Source organism: Streptomyces sp. NBC_00341, from assembly GCF_041435055.1.
Classification (GTDB): domain Bacteria; phylum Actinomycetota; class Actinomycetes; order Streptomycetales; family Streptomycetaceae; genus Streptomyces.
This window is the reverse complement of record NZ_CP108002.1, coordinates 1,850,751-1,870,439: the sequence shown is the minus strand read 5'-3', so window position 1 is coordinate 1,870,439 and position 19,689 is coordinate 1,850,751. Positions and strand designations below refer to the sequence as shown.

Below are 19,689 nucleotides of genomic sequence, written 5' to 3'. Positions count from 1 at the left end.
TCCCGGACCCGGGCAACTCATCTTGACCGGCGCCGAGCCGCTGCCTTAGCGTAGGGGCGTTCATAAATATGGACGCCGATCAGAATTGTGCACGCCTGAACCTGCTCAGGGAGCGCCCGTGACCTCAGCCCCTCTTGCCGCCCGACTCACCGCCGTCGCCGGGCCGCTCTTCTTCCCCGTCACCCCTTACGGACCCGACGGTTCCGTAGACCTCGATGTGTTCCGCGCACACGTGCGCAAGGGGATCGACGCCGGTGCTGCCGCCGTCTTCGCCTGCTGCGGGACCGGTGAGTTCCACGCCCTGACGCCCGAGGAGTTCCACCTCGTCGTCGCCGCGGCCGTCAAGGAGACGGCCGGCCAGGTGCCCGTCGTGGCGGGCGCCGGATACGGCACCGCGCTCGCGGTCCAGTTCGCGAAGCTCGCGGAGGAGGCGGGCGCGGACGGGCTCCTCGCCATGCCGCCGTACCTGGTCGTGGCCGACCAGGAGGGCCTGCTGGCCCACTACACCGCGCTCGCCGCCGCCACCGGCCTGGAGACGATCGTCTACCAGCGCGACAACGCCGTCTTCACCCCGCAGACCGTTCTCGCCCTGGCGCAGACACCGGGCATCATCGGCCTCAAGGACGGCTACGGCGACCTCGACCTGATGCAGCGCATCGTCAGCGCCGTCCGCACCGGACTGCCCGGTCAGGACTTCCTGTACTTCAACGGGCTGCCCACCGCCGAGCTCACCGGTCTCGCCTACCGGGGCATCGGCGTCACGCTCTACTCCTCCGCCGTCTTCGCCTTCGCGCCCGATATCGCGCTGGCCTTCTACCGGGCCCTCGAAGCGGGCGACGACGACCTCGTCAACGCGCTGCTCGACCACTTCTACCGGCCGCTCGTCGAACTGCGGTCCAAGGGCCGCGGTTACGCGGTGTCGCTGGTCAAGGCCGCCGTCCGGCTCCAGGGCCTGGAGGTCGGGCAGGTGCGCAGCCCGCTCACCGAGCCGTCGGCCGCGCACGTCGAGGAGCTGACCGGGATCATCGCGAGCGGCCGCGCGCTGCTGGAGCGGAGCGCCGCCGGCGGGACCGGGGAGCGCGGGTGAGGACCTCCGCCTTCCTGTACCCCTGGGACGTCGTCGGGGACCCGGACGCGGCCGCCCGCGTCGCGGACCTCGGTGTCCAGCAGGTGACGCTCGCCGCCGCCTACCACTCCACCCGGGCGCTGACCCCGCGTCACCCCGGCCACCGCATCGTCACGGCCGAGCACGCGGCGGTGCTCTACCCGCCGGGCCCCGGACGGTGGGAGGGGCGCCGGCTTCGGCCCCACGCACAGTCCTGGATGGCCTGCGACGATCCCTACGCCGAGGCCGCGGAGGCGCTGGCCGGTGCGGGGCTCCAGGTGCACAGCTGGGTGGTGCTGGCGCACAACTCCCGGCTGGGCGCGGAGCACCCGGACACCTGCGTGGTCAACGCCTACGGCGACCGCTACCCGTGGGCCCCGTGCATCGCACAGCCCGCTGTCCGCGACTACCTGGTGGAGCTGGCGGCGGAGGCCGCGGTGCGCGGCGGTACGCAAGGGGTCGAGCTGGAGTCCTGCGGCTGGTACGGCTTCGCGCATCTGCACGCGCACGACAAGATCGCGGGCGTCGGCCTCGGTGACGCGGCGCAGTACCTGATGTCGCTCTGCTTCTGCCCCGACTGCCGGACCGGGTACGCGGACCACGGGCTGGACGCCGACGAGCTGGGCCGGGCGGTGCGCAGGGCGCTGGAGCCGGCCTGGTCCGGCGCAGGCTCGCCGGAAACCGGCTTGTCCGGCGTCGAGAAGCTCCTCGGCGCCGACCTCGCGGCGGCCACCCTCCGGTGGCGCACCGAGGTGGCCCGCGGGCTCCAGGAGTCGGTGGTCGGCGCGGTACGGGCGGCGGCCGCACCCGGCTTCCAGGTGCTGTTGCACGCCGACCCCGCGCCGTACCGCTCGGGTGCGAACGTGGGCGTGGACCCGGAGCACATCCTGTCCGTGGCGGACGGCGTGGTGCTGCCGTGCACCGGGGCCGACGAGGCGCGCGAGGCCGTGCTCGGCCCGTTCGGCGGGCGTGCGGGTGTGCTCGCGGCCAACCTCACCGTGGTGCGGGGGATGGGCGGCAGCCCGGACACCCTGGAGCGCGACGCGCGGCACGCGCTCTCGCTCGGGGCGAACCAACTGCGGCTGTACCACGCGGGGCTGGCCTCCGACCCGGACCTGGCGGCCGTCGCCGGAGCGCTCTCACGCCTCGGCCGATGACGGGAGCGGGCCGGCGGGCCCAGGTCGTGTCCGCCGGCCCGTGACCAGGACCGCCGCCGCCAGCGCCACCGCGCCCACCAGCGGCAGCAGCACCCGCACGTCCACCACCGCGACCAGCCCCGCGCCCAGCGCCAGCGCCACCGCGTTGGGCGCGAACATCAGCGTGCCGGCGGTCGCCGCCGTGCGGCCCAGCAGCGCGTCCGGCGTCTCCCGCTGCACCGCTGTCATCGCGGCGATCAGCACACAGGGCAGCCCGGCCCCGATCAGCCCGCACGCCAGTAGCGCCACCGCGTCGTACGGCACGGCGCGCAGCCCCACCGCCATCCCGAACAGGGCGATGCCCGCCGCGCTGAACACCCGTTCCGGCAGCCGCCGCAGCAGCGGTCCGGCCAGCAGCCCGACCGCGACGGACCCGACGCCCTGTACGGCGGAGAGCACACCCGCGTACGCGGGGGAGTGGCCGAGCCGGTCCACGACGGCGTACAGCGTCGCCCCGTTGAGCCCGGCGCACAGCATGGTGACCGATCCGGCGAACACCAGCGGCCGCAGCACCGGCGAACCCCACACCTGCCGCACCCCGGCGGTCCAGCCGCCCGCGTCGTCCCCGGCCGCCGCAGGGTTCGCTCCGCGCACCGGCAGCAGTCCGTAGAGTCCGGCGGCCAGCGCGAAGGAGGCCGCGTCCAGCAGGGCCACGGAGACGCCGCCGAACCGAGTGTAGAGCGCCGCGCCGGTGAGCGGGGCCGCCAGCTTCATGCCCTCGTTCGCCGTCATCCGCAGTCCGTTGAAGTCGCCCAGCAGCCGGGCGCCCACGGCCTCCGCGACGAGTGCCGACTCCGCCGAGTCCATCAGCACGGAGCTCGCTCCGTAGGCCATGAGCGCCATGAACAGGATCCAGAGCCGCCCCGCCGAGTCCACCGCGATCAGGGTGGTCAGGAGCAGGGCCATGACGATGTTCGACCAGACCAGCAGGGGCTTCCTGGGAAGCCGGTCGGCCACCGCGCCCAGGACCGGGCCGAAGAGCACCGGCAGCCAGACGGTGAACAGGGCGAGCGCGGCCAGACTGTCCGAGCCCGTCAGCGACTTGACCCAGATCCCGGCGGCGAGCGACATCGCGGAGCTGCCGAATCCGGAGACGACGACCGCGGCCAGGAACAGCCCCGCCGTCCGGTCGTCCAGTACCCGCCCAGCCGCGGAACCCGCCATCGTGCCCACCGAACCTCCCTGACCTGCACGTGTGTTGTGCGCTCAGACTGGCGACTGAGGCCGGTACGGGGCATCGGGAGGATGCCGTAGGCCGTCCGGCGGGGCGGCCCGCCGCCGGGATCGGTGTAGGGCACACGTCGTACTCGGGTGAAGTTCTTCTGTCGGAAGCGTTGACGAAACATTCCTGGCGCCTCTAGCTTCATCGCGTCGTACTTCGTACGTCATATATGAGACGCGATACGCGAGATGCGAGAGCCCTTCACCCATGACCTTTGCGCCCACCCCGATTCCGTCCCGCACCCAGTACGTGCTGGAGGCGATCAAGCACGCGATCCTCACGGCGCAGCTGAGACCAGGGCAGGCGCTCGTGGAGACCGAGCTGGCCGCGCAGTTCGGGGTCTCCAAGACCCCTGTCCGTGAGGCGCTCAAGACCCTGGCCGGTACCGGACTCGTCGTCATGAGCCAGTACAAGGGCGTGACCGTGCGCCTGGTCGACGCGACCATGGCCAGGGAGGTGTACGACGTGCGGCTGCTGCTCGAACCGGAGGCGCTGCGCCGCTCGATCACCCGCAAGGCCTCGCTCGACGCGGCCCAGGAGGCCCTGGAGCGGGCCGACTCGGCCGGTGACAAGGCGGACAGGTCGCTTGCCAACAGGGACTTCCACCGGGCGCTCTACCTGCCCTGCGGCAACCCGCTGCTGTCGCGGATGCTCGACGAGGTCCGCGACCAGGCGGCCCTCGTCTCGACCGTGGCCTGGGCGACCATCCCGTCCTGGGAGCGGGAGGCGGCCGAGCACCGGGAGATCCTGCGGCTCGCGCTGGCCGACGACGCGGACGCGGCGGCCGGCGCCCTGCACGACCACATCGCGTCGTTCGTCCGCCGCGCGTTCCCCGACGACGCGGACGGGGGCGGCGCGGCGTGAACCACCGGCACACCGAAGAAAGGCCAGTCCGCATGGACCTCACCCCGCTGAAGGCGGCCCTCGCCGATGTCGTGGCGATCCCGGTGACCCCGTTCGCCGCGGACGGCACCATCGACACGGCGGCGCACCGCGCCCTGCTGCGAAGGCTGCTCGACGGCGGCGTGCGCATCCTCACCCCGAACGGCAACACCGGCGAGTTCTACGCGCTCACCCCCGACGAGCGGCGCTCCGTCACCGAGCTGACCATCGAGGAGGCGGGCGGCCGCGCCACGATCCTGGTCGGGGTCGGCCACGACGTGCCGACCGCGGTCGCCGCCGCCGAGCACGCCAGGGACGCCGGCGCCGAGATGGTGATGGTGCACCAGCCCGTCCACCCGTACGTCTCGCAGGACGGCTGGATCGACTACCACCGGGCCATCGCGGAGGCCGTTCCCGGACTCGGCGTGGTGCCCTACATCCGCAATCCGCAGCTGGACGGGGAGCGCCTCGCCACGCTCGCGGACCACTGCCCCAACGTCATCGGCGTCAAGTACGCCGTCCCGGACGCCGCCCGCTTCGCCGCCTTCGCCCGGGACGCGGGCCTGGAACGGTTCGTCTGGATCGCCGGTCTCGCCGAGCTGTACGCCCCCTCGTACTTCTCCGCGGGCGCCACCGGATTCACCTCTGGGCTCGTCAACGTCGCCCCCGGTGTCTCGCTGGCCATGCTGGAGGCGCTGCGGGCCGGTGACCACCCGGCCGCCATGAAGGTCTGGGAGCGGATCCGCCGTTTCGAGGAACTGCGCGCAGACCAGCAGTCCGCCAACAACGTGACGGTCGTCAAGGAGGCCCTGGCCTCGCTCGGGCTCTGCGGCCGCGACGTCCGCCCGCCCAGCCGGGTGCTGCCCGAGGCGCAGCGCGCCGAGGTCGCGGACCAGGTCGCCGGGTGGTCCATATGACCGGCCGCATCGCCCCGGAGGAACTGCGCAGCCACCAGTGGTACGGCACCGACGGGCTGCGCTCCTTCAGCCACCGCGCCCGCACCCGCCAGCTCGGCTACCTCCCCGCAGAGCACCTCGGCAAGCCGGTCGTCGCGATCCTCAACACCTGGTCCGACATCAACCCCTGCCACGTCCATCTGCGCGACCGCGCCCAGGCGGTCAAGCGGGGCGTCTGGCAGGCGGGCGGCTTCCCGCTCGAATTCCCGGTCTCCACCCTCTCGGAGACGTTCCAGAAGCCGACCCCGATGCTCTACCGCAACATGCTGGCGATGGAGACCGAGGAGCTGCTGCGCTCCTACCCCGTCGACGGCGCGGTGCTCCTGGGCGGCTGCGACAAGTCGACGCCCGCGCTGCTGATGGGGGCCGCGTCGGTGGACATACCGACTGTGTTCGTACCGGCCGGCCCGATGCTGCCGGGGCACTGGCGCAACGAAGTCCTCGGCTCCGGCACCGACATGTGGAAGTACTGGGACGACAAGCGGGCCGGGCTCATCGGTGACTGCGAGATGGCCGAACTGGAGAACGGGCTCGCCCGCTCGCCGGGGCACTGCATGACGATGGGCACCGCCTCCACCCTGACCGCCGCCGCGGAGGCGCTCGGCGTCACCGTCCCGGGCGCCTCCTCCATCCCGGCCGTCGACTCCGGCCACGACCGGATGGCCGCGCGGTCGGGGCTCGCGATCGTCGAACTGGTTTGGCAGCAGCGCAAGTTGTCCCACATCCTGACGGCGGAGGCGTACCAGGACGCCGTCGCCACCGTCCTCGCGCTCGGCGGCTCCACCAACGCCGTCATCCACCTCATCGCGATGGCGGGCCGCTCCGGCATCAAGCTCACCCTGGACGACTTCGACCGCGTCGCCCGTACCGTCCCGGTGCTGGCCAATCTGCGGCCCGGCGGGAAGTACCTCATGGAGGACTTCCACTTCGCGGGCGGGCTGCCCGGCTTCCTGGCCCGGCTCACCGACGTACTCCACCTGGACCGGCCCACGGTCACGCACGACACCCTGCGCGCGCAGCTCGACGGGGCGCTCGTGCACAACAGCGATGTCATCCGGGAGCGCGACAACCCGCTCGCGGACGAGGGCGGCGTCGCGGTGCTGCGCGGCAACCTCTGCCCGGACGGCGCGGTCATCAAGCCCATCGCCGCCGAGCCCCGTCTGCTGCGCCACACCGGTCCCGCGGTCGTCTTCGACGACTACAAGGAGATGCAGCGCACCATCAACGACCCGGCCCTGGCGCTCACCCCCGACCATGTGCTGGTGCTCCGCAACGCAGGGCCCAAGGGCGGCCCCGGAATGCCCGAGTACGGCATGCTGCCGATCCCCGACTACCTGCTGAAGCAGGGCGTACGGGACATGGTGCGGCTCTCCGACGCCCGGATGAGCGGCACCAGTTACGGGGCCTGCGTGCTGCACATCGCGCCCGAGTCCTATGTCGGCGGCCCCCTCGCTCTTGTCCGCACCGGCGACCTGATCACCCTGGACGTCGAGGCCCGCCTCCTCCATCTCGACGTGAGCGAGGAGGAGTTGTCGCGGCGCAGGGCCCAGTGGACCCCGCCGGTCAACCGCTACGAGCGCGGATACGCGGCGCTCTACCAGGACCAGATCACCCAGGCTGACACCGGCTGCGACTTCGCCTTCCTGGCCCGGCCGGGAGAAGTGCCCGACCCGTACGCCGGCTGAACGGCCCCACCGGAATTCCGCGCACCGCCCTGTTCGACAGGTCGAACACCATGCGGCAAGCGCTTGCGCACTACACGCACCGCCCGTACGCCGCACCCCGTACCTCCAGAGAGAACGGAGACGTGTCATGGCCCAAGCCGCCGCTGTGGCCACACCGCCCAAGGTGCCCAGGCGCCGCTCCGCGAGCCCCCGCCGACTGCCGTACCTGCTGATCGCCCCCGCGGGGCTGCTGATGCTCGGCTTCATCGCCTACCCGGTGATCAGCGTCTTCTACTACAGCCTGCAGAACTACAACGTCACCAAGCCGTGGCGGAACGGCTTCGCGGGCCTCGACAACTTCACCCGGATCTTCACCGAGGACGACCAGTTCTGGACCACGCTGGGCTTCAGCGCCCAGTGGGTGGTCACCCAGGTCGCGCTCCAGCTCACCCTCGGGCTCGCCCTCGCCCTGATCGTCAACCAGAGCTTCATCGGCCGGGGCATCTCCCGCGCCATGGTCTTCTCGCCCTGGGCCGTCTCCGGCGTGCTGACCAGCACCATCTGGATCCTGCTCTACAACTCCTCGACCGGCTTCAGCCGCTACCTCGCGGACGCCGGCATCGGGGACTACGGCACCTCCGTGCTCTCCGACACCGGCACCGTCTTCTGGGCCGCGACCGTCGCCGAACTCTGGCGCGGGGTCCCCTTCTTCGCCATCCTCATCCTCGCCGACCTCCAGTCCGTCTCCAAGGAGCTGTACGAGGCGGCGTCCGTCGACGGGGCGGGGCGGCTGCGCCAGTTCTTCCACATCACCCTGCCGCACCTGCGGGACGCGATCATCCTCGCCACCCTGCTGCGTGGCGTCTGGGAGTTCAACAACGTCGACCTGCTCTACACCCTCACCGGAGGCGGACCGGCGGGCGAGACCACCACACTGCCGCTCTACGTCGCCAACACCGGCATCGAGGGCCATGACTTCGGCTACGCCTCCGCGCTCACCACCGTCGCGTTCGTGATCCTCCTCTTCTGCTCGATCGTCTATCTGCGCCTGAGCAAGTTCGGAGGCGACCACAAGTGACTGCCGCACTGGCCGAGAAGAACGGCACCCACTCCGCACACCCGCCCGCGCAGAGCACCCGCCCGCCCGCCGCGCACCGGCGCCGCAGGCCCGGACGCGAGCGTGCCTTCGACGAGGTGCCGCGCTGGCAGATCTACGTACCGCTCGGCATCTACCTGGTCTTCACCCTCATCCCGTTCTACTGGATGCTGCTGTTCGCCGTGCGCCCCGCAGGGTCCACCTCGCTGGTGCCCTGGCCGATGACCGGGGAGCACTTCGACAAGGTCTGGAACGAGCGCAGCTTCGCCCTCTTCTTCCAGAACAGCATGATCGTCGGGGTCTGCACCCTGGTCGCCACCACGCTCGTCGCCCTGGCCGGCGGCTACGCGCTCGCCCGGTTCGACTTCAGGATCAAGAACGCCTTCATGCTGGCTTTGCTCTGCTCGCAGTTCATCCCGGGCGCGCTGATGCTCGTACCGCTCTTCGAGATCTTCAAGAACCTCCAGATGATCAACTCGCTGGGCAGTGTGGTCATCGCGGAGACGGTCTTCCAGCTGCCGCTCTCCATCATCCTGATCAGCGGATTCATCAAGAACGTGCCCGTCTCGCTGGAGGAGGCCGCCTGGGTGGACGGCTGTTCGCGCTTCCGCGCCTTCTGCGCGGTGGTGCTGCCGCTGCTGCGGCCGGGGCTGATCGCGGTCGGCTCGTTCGCCTTCGTGCACAGCTGGAACCACTTCCTGTTCGCCCTGATGTTCCTCAGCGAGCAGGACAAGCAGACGATCCCGGTCGGCCTGAACACCCTCATCGGCGCGGACAGCGTCGACCTGGGCGCGCTCGCAGCGGGCGGGGTGATCGCCGCGGTCCCCGTGGTGATCGTCTTCGCCTTCATCCAGAAGTGGCTGATCACCGGCTTCAGCGCCGGCGCCGTGAAGGGCTGACGCGCATGGGCCCGACGGACACCACACACACCACCCCGCTGCCGGTCGTCCTCGCGGGCGCCCGGGGCCACGGGAGCTGGCACCTCGCCAATATCCGCCGCCTCCAGGACCAGGGCGTCGTCCGGCTCGCCGGGGTCTGCGAACTCCATCCGCTCGACGAGACCGAACTCGCTGCCTTCGCCGCCGAACTCCCGGAGCAGTCGGCCGACTTCGGGTCGCTACTGGACTCCACCGGCGCCCGCGCCGCCGTCATCTGCACCCCCATCCAGACCCACGCCGAACTGGCCCTCACCGCCGCCGCCCGCGGCGTCCACCTCCTCCTGGAGAAGCCACCCGCCGCGACCCTCACCGACTTCGAACGGATCCTGACCGGGGTACGGGACGCGGGAATCGCCTGCCAGGTGGGTTTCCAGTCCTTCGGTTCGCACGCGGTGCCCGCCGTCCGCGCACTCGTCCGGACCGGCGCCATCGGCACCGTGCGGGGCTACGGGGCCGCGGGCGCCTGGGTCAGGGACGACGCCTACTACCGGCGCGCGCCCTGGGCGGGGCGGCGGCGGATCGGTGACACCGACGTGGTGGACGGGGTACTGACCAACCCGCTCGCCCACGCCGTCGCCACCGCCCTCGAACTCGCCGGCAGCGGTGCGGCCCACGACATCGCGTCGATCGAGACCGAACTCTTCCGCGCCCACGACATCGAGGCCGACGACACCTCCTGCGTACGCCTCACCACGACGTCCGGACTGCCGGTCACCGCCGCCGTCACCCTCTGCGCGGAGCAGGCCGGGGAACCCTATGTGACCGTCCACGGCGACCGGGGCCGGATCACCTTCTGGTACAAGCAGGACAGGGTCCTCGTCCAGCGCGCGGGACACGGACCCGAGGAGACGGTGCACGGCCGGACCGACCTCCTGGAGAACCTCGTCGCCCACCTGACGCACGGCACCGCGCTCCTGGCGCCGCCGCACCGCACCGGCGCGTTCATGCGGGTCGTCGAAGCCGTACGGAACGCCCCCGAACCCGCCGCCCTGCCGTCCGGCGCCTGGCACACCGCCCCCGCCCTCACCGGCGACGGCACCCGCCGGGTGGTGCGCGGCATCGACGCGGCCGTCGCGGCGGCGGCCGACACCCTCAGGCTCTTCTCCGAACTCGGCGTCCCCTGGGCGCTCCCGACAGAGGTGAGTTCACCGTGACCACCGCACTCCTGAGCTGCGCCGGCCGCCCCGTCGGCCGCTACACCTACCTCCCGACGCCCGGAGGCCGCCCCTACCTGCACCCCGTCACCACCCTCGGCGGCATCCCGGTCACCGAGGAGCATCCGGCCGACCACCTCCACCACCTGGGCACCTCCGTCGCCGTGCCCGATGTCGCGGGGCACAACTTCTGGGGCGGCCGCACCTTCGTCCGCGACCAGGGCCCCACCGCGCTCGACAACCACGGGGTCCAGCGCCACCTGGGCTGGAAGCTCCGCGACCCGGACGGCTTCGTCGAGGAGCTCAGCTGGGAGGCCGACGACACCGAGCTGCTGCGGGAGCACCGCACGGTCGCCACCGCCGAACTCTCCGACACCGCCTGGGCGCTGGACTTCTCCTTCTCGCTCACCAACCGGGGCGGCACGGACCTGTCGATCGGCAGCCCCGCCACCAATGGCAGACCGGGCGCCGGATACGGCGGCTTCTTCTGGCGCGCGCCCAAGGAACCCTCGGCGCCCGCCGTGTTCAGCGGCCACGGGGACGGCGAGGACGCGGTGCACGGACGCGTCGCCGACTGGGTCGCGATGAGCGGCGACGGCTGGACCCTGGTGTTCGCGGGGGCGACGGAGGAGACCCGCCGCGACCCGTGGTTCGTGCGGAGCACCGAGTACCCGGGCGTCGGCTCGTCCCTCGCCGCCGCCCACCGGCTGTCCGTCCCGGCCGGAGCCACCGTCGTGCGCCGCGTCGTCACCGTCATCGCGGACGGCCGGCTCGACCGGGCCACGGCCGCCGCCCACGTCCGCCGGGCGGTGACCGCGTGAGCGCCGTACAGGACGACCGGCCCTGGACCGCCGACGCCGGGGACGGCACCTACCGCAACCCGGTGCTCAACGCCGACTGGTCCGACCCCGACGTGGTGCGGGTGGGCGAGGACTTCTACCTCACCGCCTCCAGCTTCGGGCGGGTCCCCGGACTGCCGCTGCTGCACTCGCGCGACCTGGTCAACTGGTCGATCGTCGGCCACGCCCTGGACCGCCTCGAACCCGCGGCGGACTTCGCCGTGCCGCGCCACGACCGGGGGGTGTGGGCGCCGTCGCTGCGGCATCACGCCGGACGGTTCTGGATCTTCTGGGGCGACCCCGACCACGGCATCCAGCAGGTCAGCGCCGAGAACATCCGGGGTCCGTGGACCGCGCCCCACCTGCTGAAGGCGGGCAAGGGGCTGATCGACGCCTGCCCGCTGTGGGACGAGGGGACCGGCGAGGCGTATCTCGTGCACGCCTGGGCCAAGTCCCGTTCCGGCATCAAGAACCGGCTCACCGGCTACCGGATGAGCGCGGACGGCCGGGAGCTGCTCGACGAGGGCAAGACCCTGGTCGACGCCGACACGATCCCCGGCTGGTTCACCCTGGAGGGCCCCAAGCTCTACCGGCACAACGGCGAGTTCTGGATCCTCGCCCCGGCCGGCGGGGTCGGGACGGGCTGGCAGGGCGCCTTCCGCTCCCACGACTTCTTCGGACCGTACGAGGAACGAGTCGTCCTCGCCCAGGGCGGTACCGGGGTCAACGGACCGCACCAGGGCGGCTGGGTCCGCACGGCGGCGGGCGAGGACTGGTTCCTGCACTTCCAGCAGCGCGGCGCGTACGGGCGGGTGGTCCACCTCCAGCCGATGCGCTGGGACGCCGAGGACGGCGGCTGGCCGGTCATCGGCGACGCGGGCGAACCCGTGGCGGTGCACCCGAAGCCGGTCGCGCCCCCGCAGCCCGCGGAGGCCCCGGCGAGCAGCGATGGCTTCCCCGGCGGCCGGTACGGCAGGCAGTGGCAGTGGACCGCCAACCCGCGCCCCGGCTGGACCGTCGAGCACGGCGGGGACGGGCTGCGGCTCAGCTGCGTACGGACCGCGCACGCGCACGACCTGCGGGTCCTGCCCAACGTGCTGGTCCAGCGGCTGCCCGCCGACACGTTCACCGCGGAGGTGGACGTCTCCCTGGACAGCGAGGCGCCGGGCGCCAAGGCGGGGCTCGCCGTGCTGGGGGACGCGTTCAGCTGGATCGGCCTGGAGCGGTCGGCGGGCGGGGACGGAGGCGTGCGGCTCGTGCACCGGTACGCGGAGACCGTCGCCGTACACGAACGGGACGCCGAGCACAGCAGGCCGGCCCCGGAAGGGCGGGCCCGGCTGCGGATCGAGGTTGGTCCGGGGGCCCGCTGCCGCTTCCACGCCGACACCGGGGACGGGGCGGGATTCCGGCCCTCCGGCCAGGTCTTCGCCGCGACGCCGTGGCGCTGGGTCGGCGCCCTGCTCGGACTGTTCGCCACCGCACCCACCGGGACGGGGCCGGCCGGGACGGCCTGCTTCACCGGCTTCCGCACCACCGCCTGACCGTACGAACCGCCTGACCGTACGAAGCCCCCCACGCAGCAACCCTCACACGGATCACCCACAGAGAAGAGCCGACCATGAAGATCTCGAAGACGCAGCGGAGGCGTGCCGCGGCTGCGGTGTCCGTCGCGGCAGTGCTCGCGCTGACCGCCACCGCCTGCGGTGACGACGGCAGCGACAGCGGAACCGAGGGCAACGGCAAGGGCGAGATCACCTTCTGGGACAACAACGGCGGTCCGCGCACCGCCGTCTGGACCGAGATCATCAAGGATTTCGAGAAGGCGAACCCGGACATCAAGGTCAAGTACGTGCCGATCCCGATCGCCGACGTGCAGTCCAAGTACGACACGGCCATCGCGGGCGGCGGACTGCCGGACGTGGGCGGCGTCGGCACCGCCTACCTGGCCAACATGGTCTCGCAGGAGGCCCTTGACCCGCTCACAGACCGGATCAAGGACTCCGCCCTCCAGGGCAAGCTCGTCGAGGGCATGGTCGAGAGCGTCAAGGACGCGGGCGGCCGGGGCGACGACATGTTCGCGGTGCCGACCTCCGCGAACAACGGCGCGCTCTGGTACCGCACCGACCTGTTCAAGTCCGCGGGCCTGAAGGCCCCCGCCACCTGGGCCGACTTCTACAAGGCGGCCGACAGGCTGACCGACGGCAAGAAGAACAAGTTCGGCTACACCATCCGAGGCGGCGCGGGCTCCATCGCCCAGGCCATGGACGCCGCGTACGGCCAGTCCGGCATCACGGAGTTCTGGAAGGGCGACAAGACCACCCTCAACGACCCGAAGAACGTCGCCGCGCTGGAGAAGTACGCCGCGCTCTACAAGAAGTCGACGCCCGCCGCCGACGTCAACAACGACTTCACCAAGATGGTCGCCCAGTGGGACACCGGCACCATCGGGATGCTCAGCCACAACCTCGGCTCCTACCAGGACCACCTGAAGGCGCTGGGCAAGGAGAAGTTCGCCGGAATACCGAACCCCATCAGCGACGGCGGCACCCGGGTCCAGGTCTCCAACCCCGTCGACGGCCTCGGCCTGTTCCGGTCGAGCAAGAACAAGACGGCCGCCTGGAAGTTCATCGAGTTCGCCGCCTCGCACGCGTCCAACAGCAAGTGGAACGAGTCCGCCGGCGCCATCCCGGCCAACACCGAGGCCGCCAAGGACCCCTGGATCAGCGCCACGGAGCCGACCGAGCTGGCCGCGAAGGCCCTCACCGACGGTTCCACCAAGATCGTGCAGCTGCCGTATTACCTGCCCGACTGGAACAACATCAGCAAGGCGGACAACGAGCCGGAGTTCCAGAAGCTGCTGCTCGGCAAGATCACGGCCAAGGCCTTCCTGGACAAGATCGCCGAAGAGCTGAACAAGGCCCAGGCGGAGTGGAAGGAGATCGGCAACGGCTGATCCCGCCGCTCGCGAGACCGGCGCCCCGGCGGCCGGCGGCAGGTCCGTACCGCCGCCGGCCCCCTCTCCCCGCACATTCGAACGAGAGCTGAGGATTCGTCATGCCCGCACGCAGATCCCGCACCCGCGCCATCGCCGTCGCGATGGGCTGCGCCTCGTTGGCCCTGGCCCTGAGCGTGCCCGCCCAGGCCTCCGCGCACCACGGTGCCAACGGCGCCGAGCGCTCGGTGCTTCCCGCAGGTGACGGCTGGGCCGCCGCGGAGGGCTCCACCACCGGAGGCGCCGCCGCCACCCCCGAACACGTCTACACCGTGAGCAACCGGGCCGAACTCGTCGCCGCCTTCGCGGACGCGGGCGACGCCCCGAAGATCGTCAGGATCGACGGCACCGTCCACGGGAACTCCGACGCCGAGGGCACCCCGATCGGCTGCGAGGAGTACGAGAGCGACGGCTACACCCTGGACAAGTACCTCGCCGCCTACGACCCGGCGACCTGGGGCCGCGAGGAGGTCCCGTCCGGCCCCATGGAGGACGCCCGGCTCGCCTCCGCCAAGCTCCAGAAGGCCGCGGTGAACGTCTACGTCCCCTCCAACACCACACTGATCGGCGTCGGCAAGGACGCCACGGTCATCGGCGCCAGCCTCCAGATCCAGAACGTCTCGAACGTCATCGTCCGCAATATCTCGTTCGAGGACACCTACGACTGCTTCCCCCAGTGGGACCCCACCGACGGCGAGACCGGGCACTGGAACTCCGAGTACGACAACCTCGTCGTCTACGGCTCCGACCACGTCTGGGTCGACCACAACACCTTCAGCGACGGGGACCACTCCGACGCGGACCAGCCCCGCTACTTCGACGAGCTGTACCAGCAGCACGACGGGCTCTTCGACATCGTCAAGGGCGCCGACCTGGTCACCGCCTCCTGGAACGTCCTGAAGGACCACGACAAGACGATGCTCATCGGCAACAGCGACGGTGCCGGGGCCACCGACCGCGGCAAGCTCCGGGTCACGCTGCACCACAACCTCTTCAAGGACCTGAACGAGCGCGCGCCCCGGGTCCGCTTCGGACAGGTCGACTCCTACAACAACCACTTCGTCGCCGCCAGGGGCAGCGTCTACGGCTACTCGTACGGCATCGGCGCGGAGTCGCACCTCGTCGCCGAGCACAACGCGTTCACCCTGGCCGGCGAGTACGACCGGGCGAAGATCCTCAAGAAGTGGTCCGAGTCCTCGCTCACGGCCGCCGACAACTACGTCAACGGCCGCCGCACCGACCTGGTCGCCGTCCACAACGCGGGCGTCCCCGAGGAGCAGCTCACCACGGGCGCCGGCTGGACCCCGGCCCTGCGCAACCGGGTCGACCACCCGCTGCTCGTGCCGCTGCTCGTCGGCCTCGGCGCGGGCGCCGGCCGGATCCCCGGCGCCTGACCGTGCGTCCTCCCCGCCGGTGCCCCTCCGGCACCGGCGGGGACCCGTCGCGCCCTCCGCCCAAGGAAGTCCTCCGCCCGAGGAAGTAAGGAAGACCGCCCATGACCAGCAGACGCAGCGCCCTGACCCTGCTCGCGGGCGGCAGCGCCGCCCTCGCCCTGGGGGCGGCCCCGGCCGCGCACGCCCACGCACCCCGCCCCTTCGGACGCTACGGTTCACCGTCCCGCCGGCTCGACGCCGGGACGCTGTACGTCGACGCCCGCGGCCGGGGTGACCACACCGGCCTCCAGGCCGCCGTGGACGCCGCGACCGGCCCCGGCCGCACCCTGGTGATCGCCCCGGGCACCTACCGCGAGACGGTCGACATCCCGGCAGACCGGACGGGCCTCACCCTCATCGGGGCGAGCGACGACCCGCACGACACCGTCATCGTGTACGGCAACGCCAACGGGACCCCCCTGCCCGACGGTTCGGGCACCTACGGCACCAGCGGCTCCGCCACCGTCACCGCCCGCCCCGCAGGACTCACCGCGTACGCCCTGACCTTCGCCAACGACTGGCTGCGCGCAGAGCACCCCGAGTACACCGGCACCCAGGCCGTCGCCATCAAGGTGCAGGGCGACCGTTCGGCGTTCCACGGCTGCCGCTTCCTGGGCCACCAGGACACCCTCTACGCCGACTCCGCCGCCCTCACCGACTTCGCCCGCCAGTACTACCGGGACTGCTACGTCGAAGGAGACGTCGACTTCGTCTTCGGCCGCGCCACCGCCGTCCTGGACCGCTGCCACTTCCGCACCCTGACCCGCACCGACCTGGCGGCCCCGCCCTACGGCTTCGTCTTCGCGCCCAGCACCGCCGGAGCCAACCCGCACGGCTACCTGGTGCTGCGCTCCCGCGTCACCGGTACCGCGCCCGACGGCTACTTCAAGCTGGCCCGCCCCTGGGTGCCCTCCTCCGACCTCACCGCGCACCCGATGCTGACCGTCCGCGAATGCCGGCTCGGCGCCGGGATCGACGCGGACGAGCCCTACGGAACCATGTCCGCGGGCTTCCCCTGGCAGCAGCAGCGCTTCGCCGAGTACCGCAACACGGGCCCCGGCGCGCGCGTCACCGAACCCGCCAACCGCCCCCGGCTGAGCGCCGCGGAGGCCCGCCTGCACACCCCGGCCGCCTGGCTGGGCGACTGGCGACCGTACCGGTGAGAGTCCGCACCGGGCTCACGCCCCGGCCTGAGCGGTTCCGGCCCGAGTGGTTCAGGCGTGAGCGGTTCCGGCGTGGGTGGTCCCGGTCTCAGCGCTCCCGGTCTCAGCGCTCCCGACCTCAGCGGTCCCGGCCGAAGGAGTCGCGCACCGAGGCCCGTTGACCGGAGGCGCGGACGGCGTGCGCGGTCAGGTAGTCGCCGGAGGCGTCCCGGGCGCCCTCCGCGTGGTTGTACTGACCGGCGAACGTGTGTGTGCCGGCCGGGACCGTGCGCCCCGGCTTCAGGGCCCACCGGTAGACGAGGAAACCGCCGGTCTCGGTCGCGGACACGGTGAAGTCCCGATCGGGCAGCGAGCGCCAGGAGCCGGTGCTGGTCACCCCGCCGGTGAGCGCGATCCGCAGTTCGACGGTGAGCGAGGAGAGCGGTTCCGCCGTCCGCAGCGTCACGTTGCTCTGCGCCCAGTACGCGTTGCTGTGCGGGTCGACGGCGCCGTCCGTCCACAGCGGGCCGTCCTCGGCGCCCGGCGCACCGCCACCGGGCGCGGACGGCGTGGTGACGGCGGACTGAGGGGCCGCCGCCCGCCCCCCGGACGGCCCGTCCCGGCCCGCGGAGGTGACGGCGAACGCCCCGGCCGCCAGCACCCCGCAGACCGCCGCCGTCGCCCCCGCGACCCGTAGCCACGGCGTCGCTCCACGCGGCGGGCGCACGACCCGCGCCGACGGGCGGCCCTCGGCCATACCGCGCTCGACCCGGGCCCGCATCCGCTCCCGGTCCGGCCGGTGCGCCTGGGCGGCACCCCGCAGCCGCCGGGGCAACTCCTCGTCCATCACTGGCCTCCTCCGGTGCGCTGCGCCGCGACGGCCACGTGCACGTGCGCGGCGGGCGTATCGGGGCCGAGCAGCCGCTGCAGTTCCGCGACGGCGCGCGAGGTCTGGCTCTTCACCGTACCCACCGAGATCCCGAGCACCAGCGAGGTGTCCCGCTCCGAGAGATCGAAGGCGTGCCGCAGTACCACGCAGGCGCGCTTGCGGAACGGCAGCCTGCGCAGCGCCCCCTGGACGTCGACCATCGCCGACACGTCCGGGTCCTCGACCGCGTATCCGTCCCCGCCGCCGCGCGGCGCCCAGAACAGCGCGATCCGGCGGCGCTCGCGCACCGCGCTGCGGATCCGGGTCCTGGCCAGGTTGGCGACCACCCCGCGCGCGTACGCCACCGGGTGGTCGGCGCTCCGGACCCGGTCCCAGCGGTGCCAGAGCGCCAGCAGGGCATCGGCGGCCAGATCGTCGGCGGCATCGGCCTCACCGGTCAGCAGGTGGGCGAGCCGGGCGAGTTCGGCGTAGTGGGCCTCGAAGAACTCGTGGAACTCGGCGGCGGCACCGTCGGCGTCGATGGATGTGCCCACAGCTACCCCGTCCCTTCGCTCGGATGCCGGTGCCCGCGTCGCGAGGGCGAGCGTACCGGCGCACCCCGGAAGCGCTTCGACGCGGGTGCGTAACCAAGTAAGGCGTAACAAGGCGAAAACCTGAAGGGGCCGGGACGCGCCGAACGCCCCAGTACCCGAACCGGGTTACCGGGGCGTCACGTTCGCGCGGTCAGCGCTGGAGCGCGGCCTTCATCATCTTCTGCGCGATCGGGGCCGCGAGGCCGTTGCCGCTGACCTCGGAGGCCGAGGAACCGGAGTCCTCCACGATCACGGCGACCGCGACCTCCCGGCCGCTCGACCTGTCCTTCGCGTACGAGGTGAACCAGGCGTACGGGGTGTTGCTGTTGCCCACACCGTTCTCCGCCGTGCCCGTCTTGCCGCCCACCTCCGCGCCGCCGATCCGGGCGTTGGTACCGGTGCCCTGCTCCACGACGGTCACCATCGCGCTGCGCAGCTGCTTGGCGGTGGACGCGGAGACGACGCGCTTCATGTCGCCGTCCGCGAAGTCCTCCAGCGTGCCGCCCTTGGAGTCCGTCACCTTGGAGACCATGTGCGGTGCGGCCAGCTCACCGCCGTTGGCGAGGGCGGCGGAGACCATCGCCATCTGGAGCGGGGTCGCGGTGACCTCGAACTGGCCGATGCCCGTCAGCGCCGTCTGCGCGTCGTCCATCTTCTCCGGGTAGACGCTCTTGTACGCCCTGACCGGCACATCGAGGTCCTCCGTGTTGAAGCCGAACTTCTCGGCCATCGCCCGCACCTTGTCCTGGCCGAGGTCGGCGGCGACCTTGCCGAAGACGTTGTTGCACGAGTACTGGAGCGCCACGCGCAGCGTCGCGTTCTCGCAGGGCGCGGAGGCGCTCTCGTTCTTCAGGGGGGTGCTGGTGCCGGGCAGCGTGTACGGCAGCGGGCTCTTCGTGGCCTCGTCGACCGAGCTGTACAGCCCGTTCTCCAGCGCGGCGGAGGCCACCACCAGCTTGAACGTCGAACCGGGCGCGAGCGGTTGCCGTATCGCGCGGTTGACCAGCGGCTTGTCCGGGTCCGCGAGCAGCTTCTTCCAGGTGTCGCCGTCGGTCGTCCCGCTGATGTCGGACGGGTTGTAGGACGGCGTGGAGACCATCCCCAGGATCTGCCCGCTCTTCGGGTCGATCGCCACGGCCGCGCCCTTGTCGTCACCGAGGGCGTCGTACGCCGCCTTCTGCACGTCCGGGTCGATCGTGGTCAGCACACTGCCCGGATCGGTCTTCTCGCCGGTCACCACGTTCAGCGGGTTCTTCAGCCGGTCGTCGGTGCCGTCCAGCACATGGCTGTAGATCCCTTCGAGCTGCGTGGAGCCGTAGGCCTGCGAGCTGTATCCGGTGACGGCGGCGTAGAGGTCGCCCTTGTCATAGGTGCGCTTGTACGCGAGATCGCTGCCCTCCGTCCTCTTCGATCCGGTGACCGGCGAGCCGGCCACGATGATGTCCCCGAGCGGCTGCGCGTACTGCGCGATGGTGTTCCGCCGGTTGTGGTCGTCGTCTGCGAGCGCCCGTGCCTGGTACGCCTGCACCCAGGTCGCCCGCCCCAGCAGGGCGAGGACCAGCAGCAGGCAGAAGACCGAGGCTCGCCTTATGGTCTTGTTCATCCCGTA

General features: G+C 71.8%; 17 protein-coding genes. 13 read left to right on the top strand and 4 right to left on the bottom strand.

What is annotated here, in order from left to right; genetic code table 11:
• Window positions 1–118: 118 nt before the first annotated feature.
• Entirely contained in the window at window positions 119–1,087 is a 969-nt protein-coding gene (locus OG892_RS08325; protein WP_073735344.1) for a 5-dehydro-4-deoxyglucarate dehydratase, read from the top strand.
• Window positions 1,084–2,262, top strand: a complete 1,179-nt coding sequence (locus OG892_RS08320) for a hypothetical protein (RefSeq protein ID WP_371628808.1) — start codon at window positions 1,084–1,086, stop codon at window positions 2,260–2,262. The genes OG892_RS08325 and OG892_RS08320 overlap by 4 nt, the downstream gene beginning before the upstream one ends.
• Here OG892_RS08320 and OG892_RS08315 read toward each other — a convergent pair.
• Complete coding sequence (locus OG892_RS08315) at window positions 2,245–3,465, bottom strand: MFS transporter (RefSeq protein ID WP_371631595.1); 1,221 nt, start codon at window positions 3,463–3,465, stop codon at window positions 2,245–2,247. The two genes, OG892_RS08320 and OG892_RS08315, sit on opposite strands and share 18 nt — an antisense overlap.
• A gap of 265 nt (window positions 3,466–3,730) precedes the next feature.
• On the opposite strand from OG892_RS08315, the gene OG892_RS08310 reads away from it, so the two are divergent.
• The 11 genes from OG892_RS08310 (at window position 3,731) to OG892_RS08260 (ending at window position 16,640) form a co-directional block, all read left to right on the top strand.
• Window positions 3,731–4,387, top strand: coding sequence for a GntR family transcriptional regulator (locus OG892_RS08310; RefSeq protein WP_073735342.1), 657 nt, complete (start codon window positions 3,731–3,733; stop codon window positions 4,385–4,387).
• A gap of 32 nt (window positions 4,388–4,419) precedes the next feature.
• Window positions 4,420–5,322, top strand: coding sequence for a dihydrodipicolinate synthase family protein (locus OG892_RS08305; protein WP_327336296.1), 903 nt, complete (start codon window positions 4,420–4,422; stop codon window positions 5,320–5,322).
• Entirely contained in the window at window positions 5,319–7,046 is a 1,728-nt protein-coding gene (gene araD, locus OG892_RS08300) for an L-arabinonate dehydratase (protein ID WP_371628807.1), read from the top strand. Before OG892_RS08305 ends, araD begins: the two co-directional genes overlap by 4 nt.
• 127 nt (window positions 7,047–7,173) lie before the next feature.
• A complete protein-coding gene (locus tag OG892_RS08295) occupies window positions 7,174–8,103 on the top strand; it encodes a carbohydrate ABC transporter permease (RefSeq protein WP_073735339.1) in 930 nt (309 codons plus the stop codon).
• The gene (locus tag OG892_RS08290) at window positions 8,100–9,020 is read left to right on the top strand and encodes a carbohydrate ABC transporter permease (RefSeq protein ID WP_371628806.1); all 921 of its coding nucleotides are present in this window, start codon (window positions 8,100–8,102) and stop codon (window positions 9,018–9,020) included. Before OG892_RS08295 ends, OG892_RS08290 begins: the two co-directional genes overlap by 4 nt.
• 5 nt (window positions 9,021–9,025) lie before the next feature.
• On the top strand, window positions 9,026–10,213 hold the full coding sequence (locus tag OG892_RS08285) for a Gfo/Idh/MocA family protein (protein WP_371628805.1): 1,188 nt from the start codon (window positions 9,026–9,028) through the stop codon (window positions 10,211–10,213).
• A complete protein-coding gene (locus OG892_RS08280) occupies window positions 10,210–11,034 on the top strand; it encodes a PmoA family protein (protein ID WP_328867495.1) in 825 nt (274 codons plus the stop codon). The genes OG892_RS08285 and OG892_RS08280 overlap by 4 nt, the downstream gene beginning before the upstream one ends.
• Window positions 11,031–12,593, top strand: coding sequence for a glycoside hydrolase 43 family protein (locus OG892_RS08275; protein ID WP_371628804.1), 1,563 nt, complete (start codon window positions 11,031–11,033; stop codon window positions 12,591–12,593). The genes OG892_RS08280 and OG892_RS08275 overlap by 4 nt, the downstream gene beginning before the upstream one ends.
• Before the next feature lie 77 nt (window positions 12,594–12,670).
• A complete protein-coding gene (locus tag OG892_RS08270) occupies window positions 12,671–14,005 on the top strand; it encodes a sugar ABC transporter substrate-binding protein (RefSeq protein ID WP_371628803.1) in 1,335 nt (444 codons plus the stop codon).
• A 101-nt stretch (window positions 14,006–14,106) separates the two neighbouring features.
• Entirely contained in the window at window positions 14,107–15,438 is a 1,332-nt protein-coding gene (locus tag OG892_RS08265; RefSeq protein WP_371628802.1) for a polysaccharide lyase family 1 protein, read from the top strand.
• Between the two features lie 101 nt (window positions 15,439–15,539).
• Window positions 15,540–16,640: a pectinesterase family protein gene (locus tag OG892_RS08260; protein WP_371628801.1), complete on the top strand. Its 1,101-nt coding sequence runs from the start codon at window positions 15,540–15,542 to the stop codon at window positions 16,638–16,640.
• Between the two features lie 118 nt (window positions 16,641–16,758).
• Here OG892_RS08260 and OG892_RS08255 read toward each other — a convergent pair whose 3' ends face one another.
• The 3 genes from OG892_RS08255 to OG892_RS08245 form a co-directional block, all read right to left on the bottom strand.
• Complete coding sequence (locus OG892_RS08255; protein ID WP_371628800.1) at window positions 16,759–17,466, bottom strand: hypothetical protein; 708 nt, start codon at window positions 17,464–17,466, stop codon at window positions 16,759–16,761.
• Window positions 17,466–18,041 (bottom strand): SigE family RNA polymerase sigma factor, encoded by a 576-nt coding sequence (locus OG892_RS08250; RefSeq protein ID WP_073735330.1) that lies wholly within the window; start codon window positions 18,039–18,041, stop codon window positions 17,466–17,468. The genes OG892_RS08255 and OG892_RS08250 overlap by 1 nt, the downstream gene beginning before the upstream one ends.
• 190 nt (window positions 18,042–18,231) lie before the next feature.
• On the bottom strand, window positions 18,232–19,683 hold the full coding sequence (locus OG892_RS08245; protein ID WP_073735329.1) for a penicillin-binding protein 2: 1,452 nt from the start codon (window positions 19,681–19,683) through the stop codon (window positions 18,232–18,234).
• Between the last annotated feature and the right edge of the window lie 6 nt (window positions 19,684–19,689).

Bases quoted from the DNA above. Each gene is read 5' to 3' on its own strand.
- OG892_RS08315 (WP_371631595.1), bottom strand. From the start codon at position 3,465: ATGGCGGGTTCCGCGGCTGGGCGGGTACTGGACGACCGGACGGCGGGG.
- OG892_RS08310 (WP_073735342.1), top strand. From the start codon at position 3,731: ATGACCTTTGCGCCCACCCCGATTCCGTCCCGCACCCAGTACGTGCTG.
- OG892_RS08305 (WP_327336296.1), top strand. From the start codon at position 4,420: ATGGACCTCACCCCGCTGAAGGCGGCCCTCGCCGATGTCGTGGCGATC.
- araD (WP_371628807.1), top strand. From the start codon at position 5,319: ATGACCGGCCGCATCGCCCCGGAGGAACTGCGCAGCCACCAGTGGTAC.
- OG892_RS08295 (WP_073735339.1), top strand. From the start codon at position 7,174: ATGGCCCAAGCCGCCGCTGTGGCCACACCGCCCAAGGTGCCCAGGCGC.
- OG892_RS08285 (WP_371628805.1), top strand. From the start codon at position 9,026: ATGGGCCCGACGGACACCACACACACCACCCCGCTGCCGGTCGTCCTC.
- OG892_RS08270 (WP_371628803.1), top strand. From the start codon at position 12,671: ATGAAGATCTCGAAGACGCAGCGGAGGCGTGCCGCGGCTGCGGTGTCC.
- OG892_RS08265 (WP_371628802.1), top strand. From the start codon at position 14,107: ATGCCCGCACGCAGATCCCGCACCCGCGCCATCGCCGTCGCGATGGGC.
- OG892_RS08260 (WP_371628801.1), top strand. From the start codon at position 15,540: ATGACCAGCAGACGCAGCGCCCTGACCCTGCTCGCGGGCGGCAGCGCC.
- OG892_RS08255 (WP_371628800.1), bottom strand. From the start codon at position 17,466: ATGGACGAGGAGTTGCCCCGGCGGCTGCGGGGTGCCGCCCAGGCGCAC.
- OG892_RS08245 (WP_073735329.1), bottom strand. From the start codon at position 19,683: ATGAACAAGACCATAAGGCGAGCCTCGGTCTTCTGCCTGCTGCTGGTC.